This is a genomic window from Alloyangia pacifica, from assembly GCF_020524285.1.
Classification (GTDB): domain Bacteria; phylum Pseudomonadota; class Alphaproteobacteria; order Rhodobacterales; family Rhodobacteraceae; genus Salipiger; species Salipiger pacificus_B.
This window is the reverse complement of record NZ_JAIVKX010000015.1, coordinates 174,492-191,013: the sequence shown is the minus strand read 5'-3', so window position 1 is coordinate 191,013 and position 16,522 is coordinate 174,492. Positions and strand designations below refer to the sequence as shown.

Annotated in this window: 16 protein-coding genes; 15 read left to right on the top strand and 1 reads right to left on the bottom strand. The window is 65.2% G+C overall.

Annotated elements, in window-relative coordinates; translation table 11 throughout:
- Positions 1 to 30: 30 nt before the first annotated feature.
- Together LC039_RS19685 and LC039_RS19680 are read left to right on the top strand one after the other, a co-directional pair.
- Positions 31 to 1,755 (top strand): hypothetical protein, encoded by a 1,725-nt coding sequence (locus tag LC039_RS19685; protein ID WP_226627611.1) that lies wholly within the window; start codon positions 31 to 33, stop codon positions 1,753 to 1,755.
- A gap of 258 nt (positions 1,756 to 2,013) precedes the next feature.
- Complete coding sequence (locus LC039_RS19680) at positions 2,014 to 3,297, top strand: NAD(P)/FAD-dependent oxidoreductase (RefSeq protein WP_226627609.1); 1,284 nt, start codon at positions 2,014 to 2,016, stop codon at positions 3,295 to 3,297.
- Between the two features lie 43 nt (positions 3,298 to 3,340).
- On the opposite strand, the gene LC039_RS19675 is transcribed toward LC039_RS19680, so the two are convergent.
- Positions 3,341 to 4,861: an aldehyde dehydrogenase family protein gene (locus LC039_RS19675; RefSeq protein ID WP_226627608.1), complete on the bottom strand. Its 1,521-nt coding sequence runs from the start codon at positions 4,859 to 4,861 to the stop codon at positions 3,341 to 3,343.
- A gap of 181 nt (positions 4,862 to 5,042) precedes the next feature.
- Between LC039_RS19675 and LC039_RS19670 the strand changes: the two genes are divergently transcribed.
- The 13 genes from LC039_RS19670 (at position 5,043) to LC039_RS19610 (ending at position 16,508) form a co-directional block, all read left to right on the top strand.
- Positions 5,043 to 5,915 (top strand): LysR family transcriptional regulator, encoded by an 873-nt coding sequence (locus tag LC039_RS19670; protein ID WP_226627606.1) that lies wholly within the window; start codon positions 5,043 to 5,045, stop codon positions 5,913 to 5,915.
- 575 nt (positions 5,916 to 6,490) lie between these two features.
- Positions 6,491 to 6,859: a hypothetical protein gene (locus LC039_RS19665; RefSeq protein ID WP_226627604.1), complete on the top strand. Its 369-nt coding sequence runs from the start codon at positions 6,491 to 6,493 to the stop codon at positions 6,857 to 6,859.
- A 380-nt stretch (positions 6,860 to 7,239) separates the two neighbouring features.
- On the top strand, positions 7,240 to 7,743 hold the full coding sequence (locus LC039_RS19660) for a hypothetical protein (protein WP_226627603.1): 504 nt from the start codon (positions 7,240 to 7,242) through the stop codon (positions 7,741 to 7,743).
- Between the two features lie 12 nt (positions 7,744 to 7,755).
- Positions 7,756 to 8,241 carry a prepilin peptidase gene (locus LC039_RS19655; RefSeq protein WP_226627601.1) on the top strand — a complete coding sequence of 162 codons (486 nt, stop codon included), beginning with the start codon at positions 7,756 to 7,758 and terminating at the stop codon, positions 8,239 to 8,241.
- A 54-nt stretch (positions 8,242 to 8,295) separates the two neighbouring features.
- Positions 8,296 to 10,059, top strand: coding sequence for a pilus assembly protein TadG-related protein (locus tag LC039_RS19650; protein ID WP_226627599.1), 1,764 nt, complete (start codon positions 8,296 to 8,298; stop codon positions 10,057 to 10,059).
- Between the two features lie 273 nt (positions 10,060 to 10,332).
- Complete coding sequence (locus tag LC039_RS19645; RefSeq protein ID WP_226627598.1) at positions 10,333 to 10,650, top strand: Flp family type IVb pilin; 318 nt, start codon at positions 10,333 to 10,335, stop codon at positions 10,648 to 10,650.
- A 168-nt stretch (positions 10,651 to 10,818) separates the two neighbouring features.
- Positions 10,819 to 11,907 (top strand): Flp pilus assembly protein CpaB, encoded by a 1,089-nt coding sequence (gene cpaB / locus LC039_RS19640; RefSeq protein WP_226627596.1) that lies wholly within the window; start codon positions 10,819 to 10,821, stop codon positions 11,905 to 11,907.
- Positions 11,908 to 12,035: 128 nt separating this feature from the next.
- Complete coding sequence (locus LC039_RS19635; RefSeq protein WP_226627595.1) at positions 12,036 to 13,412, top strand: type II and III secretion system protein family protein; 1,377 nt, start codon at positions 12,036 to 12,038, stop codon at positions 13,410 to 13,412.
- Complete coding sequence (locus LC039_RS19630) at positions 13,390 to 13,596, top strand: hypothetical protein (RefSeq protein ID WP_226627593.1); 207 nt, start codon at positions 13,390 to 13,392, stop codon at positions 13,594 to 13,596. Before LC039_RS19635 ends, LC039_RS19630 begins: the two co-directional genes overlap by 23 nt.
- Before the next feature lie 98 nt (positions 13,597 to 13,694).
- Positions 13,695 to 14,168 (top strand): TadE/TadG family type IV pilus assembly protein, encoded by a 474-nt coding sequence (locus tag LC039_RS19625; protein WP_226627592.1) that lies wholly within the window; start codon positions 13,695 to 13,697, stop codon positions 14,166 to 14,168.
- Positions 14,169 to 14,218: 50 nt separating this feature from the next.
- The gene (locus tag LC039_RS19620; RefSeq protein ID WP_264179613.1) at positions 14,219 to 14,779 is read left to right on the top strand and encodes a TadE/TadG family type IV pilus assembly protein; all 561 of its coding nucleotides are present in this window, start codon (positions 14,219 to 14,221) and stop codon (positions 14,777 to 14,779) included.
- The gene (locus LC039_RS19615) at positions 14,776 to 15,951 is read left to right on the top strand and encodes an AAA family ATPase (protein ID WP_226627589.1); all 1,176 of its coding nucleotides are present in this window, start codon (positions 14,776 to 14,778) and stop codon (positions 15,949 to 15,951) included. The genes LC039_RS19620 and LC039_RS19615 overlap by 4 nt, the downstream gene beginning before the upstream one ends.
- Positions 15,948 to 16,508, top strand: coding sequence for a L,D-transpeptidase (locus LC039_RS19610; protein ID WP_226627587.1), 561 nt, complete (start codon positions 15,948 to 15,950; stop codon positions 16,506 to 16,508). Before LC039_RS19615 ends, LC039_RS19610 begins: the two co-directional genes overlap by 4 nt.
- The last annotated feature ends 14 nt before the right edge of the window (positions 16,509 to 16,522 follow it).

Genomic DNA, 16,522 nt, shown 5'->3' with positions numbered 1-16,522 from the left:
GTTGCCCCGCGCCACCATTCGGAGGACGGCATGCCGCTTGCCTTGCCCACGGCCCTCACCGTGACCGGCGTGCCCGCCGGGGCGGCGCTCTTTGGCGGCAACATCCTCGCACCGCGCACAGCGATGACCGGCGAGGGCTCCTACGCCGAGGCGATCGCCGCGCTCAACGTCACCGGGCTGCGCTACCCGGGCGGCTCGCTGACCGAATACTACTTCGACCTCGCCAATCCCGACGCCGCCAGCGCCAGCCACGCGATGACCGGGGCCGAGACCGCCTTCATCCCGCTCTCCGATTTCATGGCTTACGCCGCAGAGTCCGGCCACGCGGTAACCATCGTACTGCCGACCCGCGATCAGCTTTCGGACACGCTCGATGCGAGCGGTGACCGCCTGCCGCAGATCGACGAGGAGGTGCTGCGCGACTTCGTGCACGACCTCGCCTCGGGCGTCTATGGCGGGGCCGAGATCGCCGCGCTGGAGATCGGCAACGAGTACTGGGGCTCGGGCGAGATGACGGCGGTGGAATACGGCCGGCTGGCGGCGCAGATGGCAGAGATCATCGCCGACGAGCTGGCGCTGGTCGCCGAGGTGATGGGCATCGACACCAGCGAGATTCGCGTGCTGGCACAGATGGGCCAGAACTACGGCTTCTCGAAGATCTCCGAGGACTACGAAGGCTGGGCCGCCGAGGACATCATTGCAGATCTGTCGCAGAGCTACCCGGAGGCCGGGCTCAGCGCGGCCAATATCCGCGGCACCGGCGAGGTGAACTGGTCCGAGGTGACCAACGCCCTGGTCCGCATGGGCTTCGAGACCGAGGCGCAGCAGGAGGCGCTGGACGGGGTGATCGCCCATGTCTACGCCCGCGGCACCGAGGACAGCCGCTCCTACGATCTCGACACGATCAACAACACCTGGCTCGAGCAGGAGGGGTTCGGGCATCTCGAAATCCATGTCACCGAGTGGAACCTCAAGTCCTCGGAAAACCTCGATGCTCAGGCGGACTACGGGCTGCTGCAGGCGCAGGAAATGCTGGAGATCGTCGAGGAATTTCTGGAAGCCGGGGTCGATCAGGCGCATGTCTGGCCGCTGATCCAGAACACCGCCAACGCGCTTTCGACGGGGACCTCCTACGAGGCCAGCACCGTGCCCGGCGAGATGTTCGCGCTGATGGCCGGGGCGATCCCCGGCAAGGCGCTTCTCGACTTCACGCCGGGTGATGACGGCGGCACCGAGGCGGCGGGCGCGGCGCTCGACGTGCACGGCTTCGCGGGGCAGGGGGATCTGCTGCTCTACCTCGTGGCCCAAGGCGAGGAGGCCGGCGCCACCGAGTTGGACATGTCCGGCCTGCTGAGCGGTTTTGCCGGAATGGAGATCACCTTGCTCGGCGTCGCCGACGGAGAGACTCCGGGAGAGGCGGACGCCGTGCCGCTGCTGGAAACGCTCGATCCGGCGCAGGTCTTCCAGGACGGGCTGCTCGAGGTCGTCCTCGCACCCCATGAGATCCTGCAGGTGGTGATCCGGGATGTGATCCCGAGCGAAGCCTTTGCCCCGGTGCTTGCGGAGATCGACGGCGAGACCGCCGCCGAGGCCGGGGAGGTCACGCTGGAGGCGCTGCTCCCGGTGATCGAGCCGGAGGCGGCGGCGGGTGACGACGCGCCCGCGGAGGACGCGGATTCCGCGGATGACATCGGCTGGGGAAATCTCGGGATGATCCTGGCGTTGTTGCCGCTGGCGGGGCTGCTGGGGGTCTGAGCACGCCTCCACCCGGCACCGCCCCAGACGGAGAGGCCCGAGCCCAACAGAACGCGCCTGTCCCCTGTTTCGCCTGGGTCCAAATATCCCGGGGAGTCCGGCGCGCAGCGCCGGGCGGGGCAGAGCCCCACCCTGCGCCCGAGGCTCCGCCATGCGCGGCGCGTGTCGCCCCATGCGCAAACGGCACTGGACGGGGACGGAGGCACTGGCCAAGAATGGCCTCGCGGCCAGCGAGGTCGCGCGGACTGGACTGAAAACATGGACGATTTCCCGAAGGGCAACCTCTGGCAGGACAGCGCGGCCGAGCAGGTCGCCGCGCGCCCGCTCGACGGTGATCTCGACGTCGAGCTGGCGGTGATCGGCGGCGGCTTCACCGGCTGCGCGGCGGCGCTCGAGGCGGCGCGGCGCGGGGCCAGCGTGGTTCTGCTCGAGGCGCGGGAGATCGGCCATGGCGGCTCGGGGCGGAACGTCGGGCTGGTCAACGCCGGGCTCTGGCTGCCGCCGGACGAGATCATCGCGCAGATGGGCGAAACCGAGGGGCGGCGGCTGATCGAGGTGCTGGGCGGGGCCCCGGCGCGGGTGTTCGGGGTGATCGAGCGCGAGGGGATCGCCTGCGAGCTGACGCGCAATGGCACGCTGCACCTCGCCCATGCGGGCTCGGGGGCGGCGGACCTCGCCTCGCGGCATCGGCAGGGCAACCGGCTGGGCGCGCCGGTGCAGCTCCTCGACGCTGCCGAGACAGCGCGGCGCACCGGCTCCGGGGCTTTTAACGGCGCGCTGCTCGATCCGCGCGCGGGCACGGTGCAGCCGCTGGCTTATTGCCGCGGGCTGGCGCGCGCGGCGGCCTCGGCTGGGGCGCGTCTCCATGCGGGCACGCAGGTGACCGACCTCACGCGATCGGGCGAGGGCTGGGAGATCCGCGCCGGTGGCCACAGGGTTCGGGCCGGGGCGGTGCTCATGGCGACCAATGCCTATCACGACGGCTTTTCCGAACCGTTCCGCCCCTCCTACGTCGCGGTGCACTACAGCCAGTTCGCCACGGCGCCGCTGCCGGAAGAGATGCGCGCGCGCATCCTGCCGGGGGGCGAGGGCTGCTGGGACACGGCGCTGGTGATGTCGTCCTTCCGGGTCGATCAGGCCGGGCGGCTGATCCTCGGCGGCATGGGCGATGCCGAGGGGCTCGGTGGCGGGCTGCACGCCGGTTGGGCGCGGCGCAAGCTGGCGCAGGTCTATCCCGAACTGGCCGACGTGCCCTTCGAGCATGCCTGGCAGGGGCGCATCGCGATGACCAGTGACCATGTGCCCAAGGTGGTGCGCTTCGGCCCCTCGGCGCTGTCGGTCTTTGGCTACTCCGGGCGGGGTATCGCGCCGGGGACGGTCTTTGGCACCGCCGCCGCCGAGGCGTTGCTCGACGGCAACGAGGCCGGGCTGCCGGTGGCGCCGATCGAGGGCTATGCCGAGCGCTTCACCGGGCTCCGCGGCGCGTACTATGAGTTCGGCGCAACGCTGACCCATGCGCTGAAGCCGGGGCGTCTGGGCTAGCGCGCAACGGCAATGGCCGGGCGCGGACGCCCGGCCTGTCTGGTCAGTCGATATCGAAGACCACGCCCTGCGCCAGCGGCAGCTCCGAGGAGTAGTTGATCGTGTTGGTTGCCCGCCGCATGTAGGCGCGCCAGGCATCCGAGCCGCTCTCGCGGCCGCCGCCGGTCTCCTTCTCGCCGCCGAAGGCCCCGCCGATCTCGGCCCCCGAGGTGCCGATATTGACATTGGCAATGCCGCAGTCCGAGCCGCGCGCCGACAGGAAGGTCTCCATCTCGCGCAGATCGGTGGTGAAGATCGACGAGCTGAGCCCGCCGCCGACGTCGTTGTGCAGCTCCAGAACCTCGTCGAAGTCGCTGTATTTCATCACGTAGAGGATCGGTGCGAAGGTCTCGCGGAGCACCGGGCCGCCCTGTTCGGGCATCTCCACCAGCGCGGGTTTGACGTAATAGGCTTTCTCGCCCTCTACCGGTTCGCGCTGGCCGCCATGCACGGTGCCGCCAAGCGCGATGGCTTCCTTCAGCGCCGCCTGCATGCCTTCGAAGGCCGCCGCGTCGATCAGCGGGCCGACCAGCGCCTGGGTCTCCAGCGGGTTGCCGACGGTGACGCTGGCGTAGGCCTTGCGCAGGGCGGGCACGAGTTGGTCGTAGACGCTCTCGTGCACGAAGAGCCGGCGCATGGTGGTGCAGCGCTGGCCCGCGGTGCCCATGGCCCCGAAGGCGATGGCACGCAGGGCCATGTCCATATCGGCCGAGGGGCAGACGATGCCGGCATTGTTGCCGCCGAGCTCGAGGATGCACTTGCCGAAGCGGGCCGCCACCTTCGGCCCGACGATGCGCCCCATGCGGGTCGAGCCGGTGGCCGAGATCAGCGCCACCTTCGGGCTGTCCACCAGCGCCGCGCCGAGCTCGGGCCCGCCGACCAGAACCTGGCTCAGCCCCTCGGGGGCATCGCCGAAGCGGGCGATGGCCCGCTCCAGCACCGCCTGGCAGGCGAGCGCGGTGAGCGGGGTTTTCTCCGAGGGCTTCCAGAGCACCGGATCGCCGCAGACCAGCGCCAGCGCGGCGTTCCAGCACCAGGGCGCGCAGGGGAAGTTGAAGGCGGTGATGATGCCGACCACGCCCAGCGGGTGCCAGGTCTCCATCATCCGGTGGCCGGGGCGCTCGGTGGCGATGGTCAGCCCGTAGAGCTGGCGCGAGAGGCCGACGGCGAAGTCGCAGATGTCGATCATCTCCTGCACCTCGCCGAGCCCTTCGGAGGGCGACTTGCCCGCCTCGATCGAGACCATGCGGCCGAGCTCGTCCTTGGCCTTGCGCAACTCCTCGGCGTAGAGCCGGACCAGCTCGCCGCGGCGCGGGGCAGGCACGAGGCGCCAGGCGCGGAAGGCCCTGGCGGCGGTGTCGATGGCCTTGGCGGCGTCCGCCGTGCCGTGGGGGGCGAGCGTTGCGACGACCTCGCCGGTCACGGGCGAGACGATTGGCATCCCGCCGTCTACATCCAGAGGTGCTGTCACGCCGCAGCGGTCTAGGGTTTCGGCGGTGAGGGCGGGCAGGGGTTTGCTCAGCATGGGGGGCCTCCTGTTGTCTTGGGTCGGCGGCAGGATACCAAGCGGGCGGGCGATGCGCATAACGCCAAGTCGGGCTGACCCCATGCGCGTTTGGCATGGTTCTCGCGCTGCCTGCGGCCTATCGTGGCCGCGCATCAACCCGAGGATTCAAGTGCCCCTGCAACGACGTCTGCTTCCCGACATGAAGGTGCTGCAGACCTTCGAGCTCGCCGCCCGGCACGGCAATTTCACCCGCGCGGGCGAGGAACTGGCGCTCACCCAGAGCGCCGTCAGCCGGCACGTGCGGGACCTCGAGGAGCAGATCGGCAAGCCGCTGTTCGACAGGCTCCGGGGTCGGGTGGTTCTGACCCGGGCCGGGGTGGACCTGCTGCCGGAGGTACAGCGGCTGCTGCGCATGGCGGAAAGCACCATGCGCCATGCTACGGCCGGGGGGCAGGGCGAGAGCCTGCTGGCGCTGAATGCGCCGCCCACCTTTGCCACGCGCTGGTTGATGCCGCGCCTGCCGAAGTTCCTCGCACAGCACCCTGAGCTGAGGGTCGACGTGAGCACCACCACCGGCGTGTTCGATCTCGGCAGCCGGCAATGCGACCTGGCGCTGCATTTCGGCCAGCCGCTCTGGCCGGGCGGGCAATGCACCTACCTGTGCAGCGAGATCGTGGTGCCCGTGGCGGGAGGCGCCCTGCGGGCGCAGCGGGCCACCCGGGCGGAAGATCTGCGCGCGCTGCCGAAGCTGCATGTGACCAGCCGCGCGACCATGTGGGACGAGTGGTTCGCCAGCCAGGGGCTGGAGGCGCCGGAGTCGCAGGGCGGCCACTGGTTCGACGAGTTCGCGCTGAGCATCGAGGCGGTGAAGGCCGGGCTCGGCCTCGCGTTGCTGCCGCGCTACCTGATCGAGGCGGAACTGGAGCGCGGCGAGTTGGCCATCGTTCTGGATGCGGCGCAGAGCACCAAGCAGGCCTGGTACATCGTCACGCCGGAGGGGCGGGGCGACAAGGCGGCGGCTTTCCTGGACTGGCTGCTGGGAGAGGTCTCGTTCCGGCCTCTGGTTGACTGACCGATCCTTCGTGCTCTGGGCCGGAATGCCCGTTTGGGAACAAGGCGTTGCTGACCTAGGTGACCAACGCTCCGAGCCATGCATAAGGCGCAAGGCGGGTCTTCCCTTTCGGCAGTGGTGCTGCGGCGCAGCAAATGGCATCAATAGCTCATCGGCACCACGCTGTGCCGAGGAATTTTCTAGAGGCTCTCCTCCTCCTCCCTGAGCCTCGGAAATCGGCGACGGCCCTTCTCCTCCTCCCTTGGGTCGTCGCCACCCATTTCTCCTTACAGATGACTGACGACGATAGATTTCGCGCTACCTGCTCGTCCAGCAATCCGTGCGCGTGGAATTGCGCCGATCCTGAAGGCGCGCCCGAACGCGCATCGCTAGCGTCTCCGGATCCATCACCGCAAGAGTGTTCCCGTTTGCTTTCCGGGTACTGGGGGGCTTACCGCGCGCCTGCGGCCAAGCAAGCGCACGCAGATCGAGCGACCCCTCCGCATCAAGGGATAGGCCAGCGGGGTGACCCGCTCCGACGAAAATGGGTCGGGCCGTGTGGACAGCCGAGACAGAAACGCAACGGCGGCGGCCGCATGGGCCGCATGGGCCGCATGGGCGGCATGGGCCACCTGGCCGTCGAGGTCGACGAACATGCCCTCGTGGAGATCATGGCCGTAGGACGCTGCCCTTTCTCTGGCCTGGCGGGCGTCGACCAAGGGCAGGTCGCAGCCTTCGCGCAGACGCAGCAGCCCCACCTGGATCGCCAAGGAGAAACCGCGGCGCAGAAGGATTGCGATGGCGCGACCGTATTCGATGAGAACGATGCTGTGGGACAATGCGGGAAGCAAAAGGGGACGACGCGAGAAAGCCGCAATACTTTCGGCGCAGACTGGAGCTCCGCCATATCGGTCACGACCAAAAACCATCTAAAGATGCATGCTATAAAATGGCATAAGTGCTGACTTTCTAATTAAGGAAATCGCTGCACGCTGCGACGGATCAAGACGCGGAACAAGGTGGCGAGGCGAGGACCGACAAGGTTGCCTCAAAGCTGAAACGCAAGTGTCAAAAGAAAGGTCTGATGTCAGCATCAGGGGTCTCAGATCCGTCGAGGTCGCCAGGAACATGCCCTCATGTAGTGACGATCTTACCGTTATCACATTGAATAATATATACTTTCGAACTACGCTATCCAGCCTCTGTCGATCAAACCTCTGCGCTGCCTTGTGGAAAACTTGCAACATCTGATTTCACAAAGATCACGACTCCCGAATATCTTTTCGCGATTTTGACTCCGCACCTTAGCATCGAGGTCATTGGCAGATGTGGCCGGGAGGATGGTATGAAGCGTTTACTGGCATTTTCGATGATCTTGGCGCTCGGCGCTTGTGAGAACTCCTCCTTCAGCGATCGAACCTTGTCGACCAAAGATACGTCGAGCCTGAGCTTTTATCCCGATGACCAGCTGCTGGTTTCAGCGAAAATGCAGTTCCGCGAGGGGAATTACGGCAAGTCCTACAAGATGTTCAAGAACGCGCTGGACGTGGTTCCCGATGATACCGCGGCCTGGCTGGGATATGCCGCGAGCGCGGACATGCTGCGACAGTTCGAGCGTTCCGACTATGCCTACCGGCGCCTGCAGCCGGTGATCGGGCAGCGCGTCGAGTTCCTCAACAACTACGGCTATTCCATGCTGCTGCGCGGTGAGCTCGTGGCGGCGCGGAAGTACTTCCTCGCGGCCTATGAGAAGGACCCGTCCAACCCGGTGACGGCCAACAACCTAGAACTGCTGAGGAATTCCGTGAACTCGCCGAAGCGCGCGCCCGGAGACCTGCGCGGGATCTGACGGCTGATCGCCGTGGAGGTGATTTCGACCATCGCGCAACTTGCCGCGGTCGCGTTGCTGGGCTGGGTGGCGGTCTACGACGCGCGGCATTTCACGATCCGGAACGGCACCGTGCTGGTGATGCTCGCGCTCTACGTGCTGGCGCAGGGCGTGCTGCTGTTTCCCGCCCTGCGCACCGACCTCCTGGCCGGGGCGCTGCTCTTTGCCATCGGCTTCGTCATGTGGCTGCTGCGCGGGCTCGGGGCAGGGGATGCCAAGCTCATGCTGCCGCTGGGGATGATGCTCGGGATGCAGGGGATGCTTCCGTTTGCCGTGCTGCTCATGCTGCTGTCCGTGCTCCTCTACCTGCTGATCGTGATCTGCCGCTGGCTTGGCGCCGAAAGCGGGCTTTGGGGGTGGTTCGCACGCATGAAGACCGAGGGACGGGTGCCCTACGGTGTACCGCTCGCGCTGGCTTCGGCGCCGGTGATCTTCATACAAGCGATATGGAATGTTTGAGATTTGACGGGAATGCTGTAAGGTATTCTGTATTTTCAATGTGTGCTTAGCCGTGTGTTCTGGCGTGCCGTAGATGGTGACCGGTTCGGAAAGGTAAGTATGATTAAAGAGTTCCGCAGTTCCGAGGATGGCTTCATCTTCGTGTTTTCCCTGCTTCTGCTGCCGGTCTTCATTGGCTTCGGCGTGATTCTCTTCGACGTGAGCCGGGGCAACAACGCCCATGCCGATCTTCAGGCCGCGGCGGATGCGGTCGCGCTTGCTGGGGCCCGCGAGCTTGATGGCGGGGCCGATGCGCTTGTGCGGGCACGGGCCGCCATGGCACAGCTCGACAACACGGTCTCGCTGCTGCAGTTCGCCAGCGCCACACCGATCTCCCTCGTCTATGATCAGACCGACACGCCGTTCTACGTGCGCTTCCTCGACGAGATCCCCGAATATGACACGACCCCCATTGATGCGGCCTGGATCACCGCGCATCAGACCGAGGATCCGTCGGAGGCGGAATACGTCTATGCGCAGGCACAGTCGGCGGATCTCGAGACGCTCTTCGCGCGGGCGCTGGCCTGGGCGACGGGGGGAGCCCCGGTTGCCGCGGTCGCGGTGGCCAAGGCCGAGTCCGCCGCCTGTGACATCCCGCCGGTCTTCATCTGCAATCCCTTCGAATATGACGGATCGGGGAACTACGTTGGCGACGGCCTCCAGCTGGCGTTTCAGAACGGCGACCTGCATGGGCGCATGATCCGCCTGCATCCTTCCGGCAATGAAACCCCGATGCCGGGCAATTTCGGCTTTCTCGACGTGAGCGACGCGGATGTGTCGACTGATGCCAATCCCGGCGGCGGCGCGCGCTCGATCAACGATTACTTCGCGGGCCGGCGCAACAGGACCTGCTATTCCTCTGAAAGCGTCACCACCAAGCCCGGCGCCAGCAATTCGATCCGCAGCGGGATCAATACCCGGTTCGACATGTTTGGCGGTCGCTATGGCTCGGGCAGCGTGAACGGTCAGGATGGCTTCGACGTCCGCACCGCGCGCAGCGTGCGCAAGGGCATCCTGCCGCGGACACAGGGCAATACCGTTGAAGACTGTGTCATGAACGGCGGGGCAATCAGCAGCCAGGCCGAGATCGGCGACGATCATGTCTGGACCCCGGGCGTCGGCTTCAACGCCAATGGCGCGACGGATTACGCCTACGGGTTGCCGGACAACACTACGATGCTGCCGCCCAACACCGGCGGTTCGGTCACGAGCGACGACATCGCCGGGGCCTATATCGGCACCGGGGCCTGGGACGGGCAGACCTACCTCGACCGCAACTACGGCAGCCACGCGCCAAGTTATTCGGACGTCCCGAGCTCCTTTCCGGGCGTGGCCGAGGGCTATTCGGGGCCGGGAACGGTCGGCGCATCGCGCTACGACGTCTATCAGTACGAACTGGGGACCCAGGTCACCGTGGATGGTGCCTCGATGGATCTCTTCGAGGTCCGCGCCCCCGGCGATCCCTCGGTGACGACCCCGTCGCCGAACGGCGAAACCGGAGCGGCGATGTGCAATCCGGACAATGTCGTGGCCGAAGATCTGCCGGATCCGCGCGTTCTCGTGGCGGCCATCATCGACTGTGGCACCTATGCGGATGAAAACGGAAAAAGCGAGTTCCCGGTGAACAGCTATGCCAGCATCTTCATGACCCGGCCGATGATCAGCTACGCACCTGGCGTCGATATGACGATCGACGTGGAGATCATCGACATCACGGGATTTGGTGGTAACGGGACATTGGAGACATTTATTCGCCAGGAAGCGATTCTGGTTCGCTGAATCTGCGCGTCGAGGTCGAGGGCCTTATGTATATTTTTTCTTTGAGGTGTGGTATCGAGGCGAAATAATATCCTCTGGGTTGAGTTTATTTCTGAATTTCAATTCCGGATCGTCCTGTATTGTTTCTGAAATTGCATAGTTAATGAATATGCCGATAGATTGCAGAAAAATCAGATTTGGTTTCACAAATATGTTTACCGGCATCCAGGCTTATGGCAGTATTGTGAATGAAGGTGGGCGATTTTATGGCTCTCCTTGTTTCGAAGGCAATTGATGATCTTGCGCTCGATTGGAGCGTTTGTTTTCTTGGAGGAAATTATGTTTGCACGTTTGAAGATGACCGCGGTTTTCGCAAAGGATCTTGCGCAGCGCTTCCGTCGCGAAGACGAGGGGCTGGCGCTCACCGAATATCTTGTCGTTTTGGGCCTGATGATCGGCGGTGTGATTTTCGCGGTCATGCTGTTCGGAATGAACCTTAACATTGCTTGGACGCAATGGGCGGACTGGATGTCGGACAACCTTTGGCTCGAAGGGGGGACAGAAACCCCCACGACCGAAAGCCCCTTCCCAGCCGAAGAAGGGGGCGCCTGATCGCGAAGGTTGCATGCCGTCTCCGATGCGGGGCGAAGTTAGAACTTGGCCTCGCATCGGAAACCCACCTAATTCAGCCGTTTCGCGTCCGTGTCCCAAACCCGGTCGCGTCAAATAAGTCCTCGGTCACGGTCTTCGCCCGAGGCGTTCCTGTTCAGGAGAAATCCCATGCGTTTCTCGGTAGTTCTGAGTTTCTTTGTTGCAATCGCGCTCGCGGGTCTGGCCGTGTTCGGCGCACGCGGCTGGCTGGACGAACAGCGTTTGATGCTGATGTCGACCGGCCCGCAGCAGATCGTTGCCGAGCCTGAAAACACCATCGTCGTGGCGGCCGAACCGATCTCCTTCGGCGAGCGCCTGAACCCGGCCAAGCTGCGCGAGATCGCCTGGAGCAGCGATGTCATCCCGGAGGGCGCCTTCGCGACGACGGCGACGCTGGTGCCCGATGACAGTGACGAAAACGCGCGTTTCGCGCTGACCACGATGACCGTGGGCGAGCCGATCCTCGCGAGCAAGGTCACCATGCCCGGCCAGCGCGCCAAGCTCTCGACCGCGCTGACCCCGGGAATGAAGGCCATTTCCATTCGGGTGAACGACGTTCTGGGGGTCGCCGGTTTCGTGCTTCCCGGCGACAGGGTCGATGTATTGCTGACCCGCCGCGACAATCGCGAAGGTTCCTTTGTCGACGTATTGCTCCAGGGCGTCCGCGTATTGGCGATCGACCAGATTGCCGATGAATTGAAGGACAAACCCAGCGTCGTTCGCACCGTGACATTCGAGGTCAACACCGCCGAGGCGCAAAAGCTGGTGCTGGCCGGAACGATCGGCACGCTGTCCCTCGCCCTGAGAAACGTCGCCTCGAATGATGTCGAGAGCAATGACCGAATTACCCTAGCCGATTTGTCGGATATGGACGTGGCCGAGGATTTGATCCCGGAGCCCGTGCCCGTGGAAGTGGAGCCTGACGCCAATTCGAAACAGCTCGACGCAATGCAGGTGTTGCTGAAAAGCACCCTTGACGGAATTTCCGATCGCCTGAGCAGCGTCGAGGACAAAATTCAGAAGCCAGATCCGGTCCAAATTGAGAAGCTGGTGGAACGTGTCGTGATCGCACCACCCCCGAAAGCCGAAAAGGCAACCGTGGCGGTGATCCGGGACGGACGACGTGACGAATATAAAGTCCAGCCGGGTCTTGCTGGCTCCCAGGACGTCAGGACGACAGGCGGACCGGAACTTCTGACGGTTCAGCTGGAGGAATAGGCGGGGAGAGCTGCAGGGCGGAGGGGCCGGGCAACAACACAGAGCAGCGGGACAAAGTCATGATGTGGTCGAGTTCAATATCCAGGGGTCTGGTTGATCGAATTAGGAAGCCGGCGGTTCTTCTTGCGGTGGGAGCGTTGTCCTTTGCCGCGCTGCCCGGAGACCTGGCGGCGCAGAGCCGGGATATCATCATCGACGATGGCACGGTCTCGAAGGTGGTGCTCGCGCCGAGCACGACGCTGACGGTCAATACCAACCAGCCTTTCGCCGACATCGTGATCGGCAACACGGCCATCGCCGACGTCTTCCCGCTGACCGACAATTCGCTCTACATCCAGGCCAAGGCCTCGGGGCTGACCAACGTCACCCTCTACTCGACCGAGAAGCAGCTGCTCGAGGTGATCGACGTCCGCGTGCAGCTGGACTTCAGCGACCTCGAAAACGTCATCCGGCGCACCGTGCCGAGCGCGCGCGTCGATGTGCTCAACGTGAACAACCGCATCCGCGTCTCGGGTCTGGTGAAGGACAATGTCGACCGCCAGCGCATCCTGCAGATCGCGTCGCAATATTCGGCCGATCCGGTGGTGGATGCGCTCAAGGTCGCCAGCGCCCAGCAGGTCGAGCTCGACGTGCGGATCCTCGAGGTCGAGCGCAATTCCGGCCGCAGCCTCGGCGTCGACCTGACCGGGACCCGCGAGAACGGCGAGACGGCCTTCGTGACCAACGGCGCGGTCTTCGCGGCGCAATCGGGAACCCCCTTCGGCTCGGCCATCGGCGAGCTGCTCGAGATCTCGGGGTTCCAGATCGACATGGTGATCAACGCGCTGGAACAGAAGGGCCTCGCGCGGCGTCTCGCCAACCCCAAGCTGGTGACCACCAGCGGCATCGAGGCGAACTTCGTGGTGGGTGGCGAGGTGCCGATCAGCGTGGCGCAGGTCAACGAGAACGGCACCGCCGTGCAGAGCACCGACTACCGCGAATACGGTGTGCGCCTGAACTTCGTGCCGGTGGTGCTGGACGACCAGCTCATCTCGCTGCGCATCATGCCCGAGGTCAGCGATATCGACCCTTCGGTCACGGTGAACGGCCAGCCCGCCTTCATCTCGCGCAAGGCCGAGACCACGGTGTCGCTGCGCAACGGCCAGAGCTTCGCGATCGCCGGCCTGCTGCAGGCGAACAATGCGCGCAGCGTCGACCAGGTGCCGTGGCTGGGGCAGATCCCGGTCCTCGGCACGCTGTTCAGCTCGCGCAGCTTCGAGAAGCGCGAGTCCGACCTGGTGATCCTCGTGACGCCGCGGCTGGTTGCGCCGGTCGGTCCGGACACGCCGCTGCGCTCGCCGCTCGACAATACGCGCTCGTCCAATGACATCGAGCTCTTCCTGCTCGGCATGCTGGAGGTCGACCGTGACCTGCTGCGCCGCTTCCGCGAGGGCTCCGGCGTTGTCGGTCCCTATGGCCACATGATTGATCTGGAGTTCGACGATGCCGTCATTGCAAAGAAGTAAGCCCCTCTGCGCCGCGGTCGCGGCGGCGCTCCTGCTGTCGGCCTGCGGCTCGGCGGACTACAAGAACAACTGGGACACCTCCTCGGCCCGCAGCGGTGACGCCATGATGGCGAATACCGCGATCCAGGAGCTCGAGGCATGGCCGCCCGCGGCCTACCGCACCACGGTCGGCTCCGGCGGATGAGCTGACACCACAAAACCGCCGGATCCGGGCACGCTTTTTCTTTCCGGTTCCGGCAGGGCCAATTTTCGGCCCTCTGATTATTGTTTGTGAGTATTCATATGTTTAGGTCGGCACGTGCATTCAGGGACGACGAACGGGGCAGTGTCTTCGTCGAAGCGCTCATCGTGTTCCCGGTGATGACGCTTGTCACCTTCGGCCTGCTCGAGGTCGGCAACATCCTGTGGGAGCGCGAACAGATGCAGGCGGGGCTGCGCGACGCGGCGCGCTACTGGTCGCGCTGCCGCCCGGTGACTGTCAACTACGGTTCGACCTGCTCAGAAGAATACGCCCGCAACATCGCCTTCTATGGCGCGCCGACCTCTGGCAGCGTGCTCCGGGTGCCGGGCTGGGACGAGGCGTCGGAGATCACCTTCACCCCGTCGAAGGCGGATTTGCCTACGAACCCCGCACCCGCGGACCTTGTCGTCGTCTCGGGGCAGGTGGTCTATTCCGGCTCGGGAGCGTTCGACCTGCTCTTCGGGGATGCGCTCACGATCGCCCACGCGGTCGAGTTGAGGCACATCGGATGGTAGGCCGGGCGCTCCATACGCAACGGTTTCTCCGCGAAACGTCCGGCCTTGCGATGACCGAGGCGCTGATCATCGTGCCCGTGCTGATGCTGGTCTGTGGCGCGATGGTGGAGTTCGGCATGATGGTCTACCAGTGGAACCAGACCGTGAAGGCGATGCAGGTCGGTGCACGCCGTGCAGCGGTCTCGACCCCGCTCACCGACATCAGCACGCTGTCGAGCTATGCCGCGGGCGTGAGCCAGGGCGATCCGGTGCCGATGCCGTCGCTGCCCACTGCGCCGCGCTCGGTCTCCTGCGGGGCCGGGGCGACCGCCTGTGACGCGGCAGCGCTGGCGCGACTGATGGACGGCAGGGATGACGACGGTACCGGCATCACCGGGATCCGCGACATCGCCCCCTTCATCGCGCCCGAGAACGTCCGGATCACCTACCAGGAATCCGGGCTGGGCTACGTCGGCCGGCCCTTCGGCCCGGTGCTGACGGTCACGCTCGAAGTGCGCGACCTGGCCTTTGATCTGTTGATTCTCGACATGCTGGTCCCGGTCACCATCCCCGCTCACCCGGTGGCCATCACCAGCGAAGACCTGTCCGATTGCGAGGAACCCTGCTCATGAACATGACAGTCGAAGGGCCGAAGGCCATCGCGAACATTCCCATGACGCGCATGCTGGTGTTGACCGGGGAGGGGGCGGACCGCGGCGAGATCGAGGCCTTGGTCGGTTTCTCACCACGGATCAGCGCCTCGCCGCTGGATGCCGCGCGGCTTCCCGAGCAACTGGCGGGGGCCGCTGCCGATCTGGTCGTTGCCAATGTTGGCGGGCTCGGCGACCCGCAGCTGCAACTTCTGGGAGACATACGGGCGCTGGCCCCGCAACTGCCGCTGATCGTCATCTCGCCGCAGCTCTCGCCCGAGGAGACCCGCCGGCTGTTCAGGCTCGACATCCACGACTGGCTGCCCAAGCCGCTGCAGGCCGGTGACCTGATCGACAGCATCCAGAAGGTCATGCGCAGCCGGCAGGTGGGCAGCAACCGGGTGCACGCGGTGGTCTCGGCGGTCGGCGGCGCGGGGGCGACGACGCTGGCGCTTAGCATGGCCGATCTGGCGGCGACCCACTTCGTGCGCAAGCAGGGGTCTGTGGCGCTCTTCGACCTGGATTTCTCTTTGGGAAATTGCGGTTACGCGATCAACATGGTCAACGACTTCAACCTCGGCAGCGTCGCCGCGACGCCCCGCCGGGTGGATTCCGAGTTCATGAAGGTCATCCAGAAGAAGCACCCGAACGGGGTTTTCCTCTATTCTTTCAAGCGCCCGGAGCTGAACACCGAGCTGAACGGCTACGAGCTGGTGCTGCGGATGCTCGACGCGGTGAGCGCGGAGCATGATCACACCTTTCTCGACATTCCCTACTACGAGACCGAGTGGAAGGAGGATGTCTTCTCGGCGGTGAACAGCTTCTCGCTGGTCTGCGAACTGAACCTGCCGGCGATCAAGCACACCCTCGACCAGATCGCCCGCATCCGTGCGCTGCGGGGCGGCGATGTGCCGGTGCACGTGCTCATCAACAAGCATGAGAGCAGCCTGTTCGGCGAGCGCATCGGCAAGCGCCGCCTGCGCGAGCTTTTCGAGGAAACGCCCTTCCACTTCGTGCCCGCGGCCTCGGCCCAGCTCGGCCAGGCGCTGGACCGCGGCGTGCTGCCGAGCGAGGTGAGCAAGCGGTCGCGTTTCCTGAAGGCGCTGACGAAATACATGAAGGCGGTACAGATGACCGCGGAGATGGCGAAATGACAGGAGATCGGTCCAGCCGGCGCGGGGTGATCGCCATGGTGCTCGGGACATGTCTCGTGCCCGGGGCCGCGATGGCGCAGAACAAGGCCGTGCCGCGCGACCACGGGCCGCGCAGCGTCGAGCTGGTGCGCTACGACGGCGCCGAGGCACCGGGCACCATCCTGATCTCGAACGCCGAGCGGACGCTGCTGCGCGTGCTCGGCAAGGGCCGGGCGGAGCGCTATCGCATCTCGGTCGGCCGCGAGGGCTTCACCTGGGTCGGCACGACCTACGTCGGGCGCAAGGAGGAATGGCCGGGCTGGCGTCCTCCGGCCGAGATGCGGCAGCGCGACGGCTCGCTGCCCGACTACGTGCCGCCGGGCCCCTACAACCCGCTCGGGGCACGGGCGCTCTATCTCTACAGCGGCGGCAGCGACACGCTCTACCGCATTCATGGAACGAATTCCTCCGGCACGCTCGGCGGATACGAGACCTCGGGCTGCTTCCGCCTGTCGAACGCGGATGTGCTCGAGCTGTTCGGGAAAGTTGCGATTGGAACAAAGGTGATTGTGCGGTAGCGCAGGGAGGGTAC

Bases quoted from the DNA above. Each gene is read 5' to 3' on its own strand.
- LC039_RS19685 (WP_226627611.1), top strand. From the start codon at position 31: ATGCCGCTTGCCTTGCCCACGGCCCTCACCGTGACCGGCGTGCCCGCC.
- LC039_RS19680 (WP_226627609.1), top strand. From the start codon at position 2,014: ATGGACGATTTCCCGAAGGGCAACCTCTGGCAGGACAGCGCGGCCGAG.
- LC039_RS19675 (WP_226627608.1), bottom strand. From the start codon at position 4,861: ATGCTGAGCAAACCCCTGCCCGCCCTCACCGCCGAAACCCTAGACCGC.
- LC039_RS19670 (WP_226627606.1), top strand. From the start codon at position 5,043: ATGAAGGTGCTGCAGACCTTCGAGCTCGCCGCCCGGCACGGCAATTTC.
- LC039_RS19665 (WP_226627604.1), top strand. From the start codon at position 6,491: ATGGGCCGCATGGGCCGCATGGGCGGCATGGGCCACCTGGCCGTCGAG.
- LC039_RS19660 (WP_226627603.1), top strand. From the start codon at position 7,240: ATGAAGCGTTTACTGGCATTTTCGATGATCTTGGCGCTCGGCGCTTGT.
- LC039_RS19645 (WP_226627598.1), top strand. From the start codon at position 10,333: ATGATCTTGCGCTCGATTGGAGCGTTTGTTTTCTTGGAGGAAATTATG.
- cpaB (WP_226627596.1), top strand. From the start codon at position 10,819: ATGCGTTTCTCGGTAGTTCTGAGTTTCTTTGTTGCAATCGCGCTCGCG.
- LC039_RS19630 (WP_226627593.1), top strand. From the start codon at position 13,390: ATGCCGTCATTGCAAAGAAGTAAGCCCCTCTGCGCCGCGGTCGCGGCG.
- LC039_RS19625 (WP_226627592.1), top strand. From the start codon at position 13,695: ATGTTTAGGTCGGCACGTGCATTCAGGGACGACGAACGGGGCAGTGTC.
- LC039_RS19620 (WP_264179613.1), top strand. From the start codon at position 14,219: ATGACCGAGGCGCTGATCATCGTGCCCGTGCTGATGCTGGTCTGTGGC.
- LC039_RS19615 (WP_226627589.1), top strand. From the start codon at position 14,776: ATGAACATGACAGTCGAAGGGCCGAAGGCCATCGCGAACATTCCCATG.
- LC039_RS19610 (WP_226627587.1), top strand. From the start codon at position 15,948: ATGACAGGAGATCGGTCCAGCCGGCGCGGGGTGATCGCCATGGTGCTC.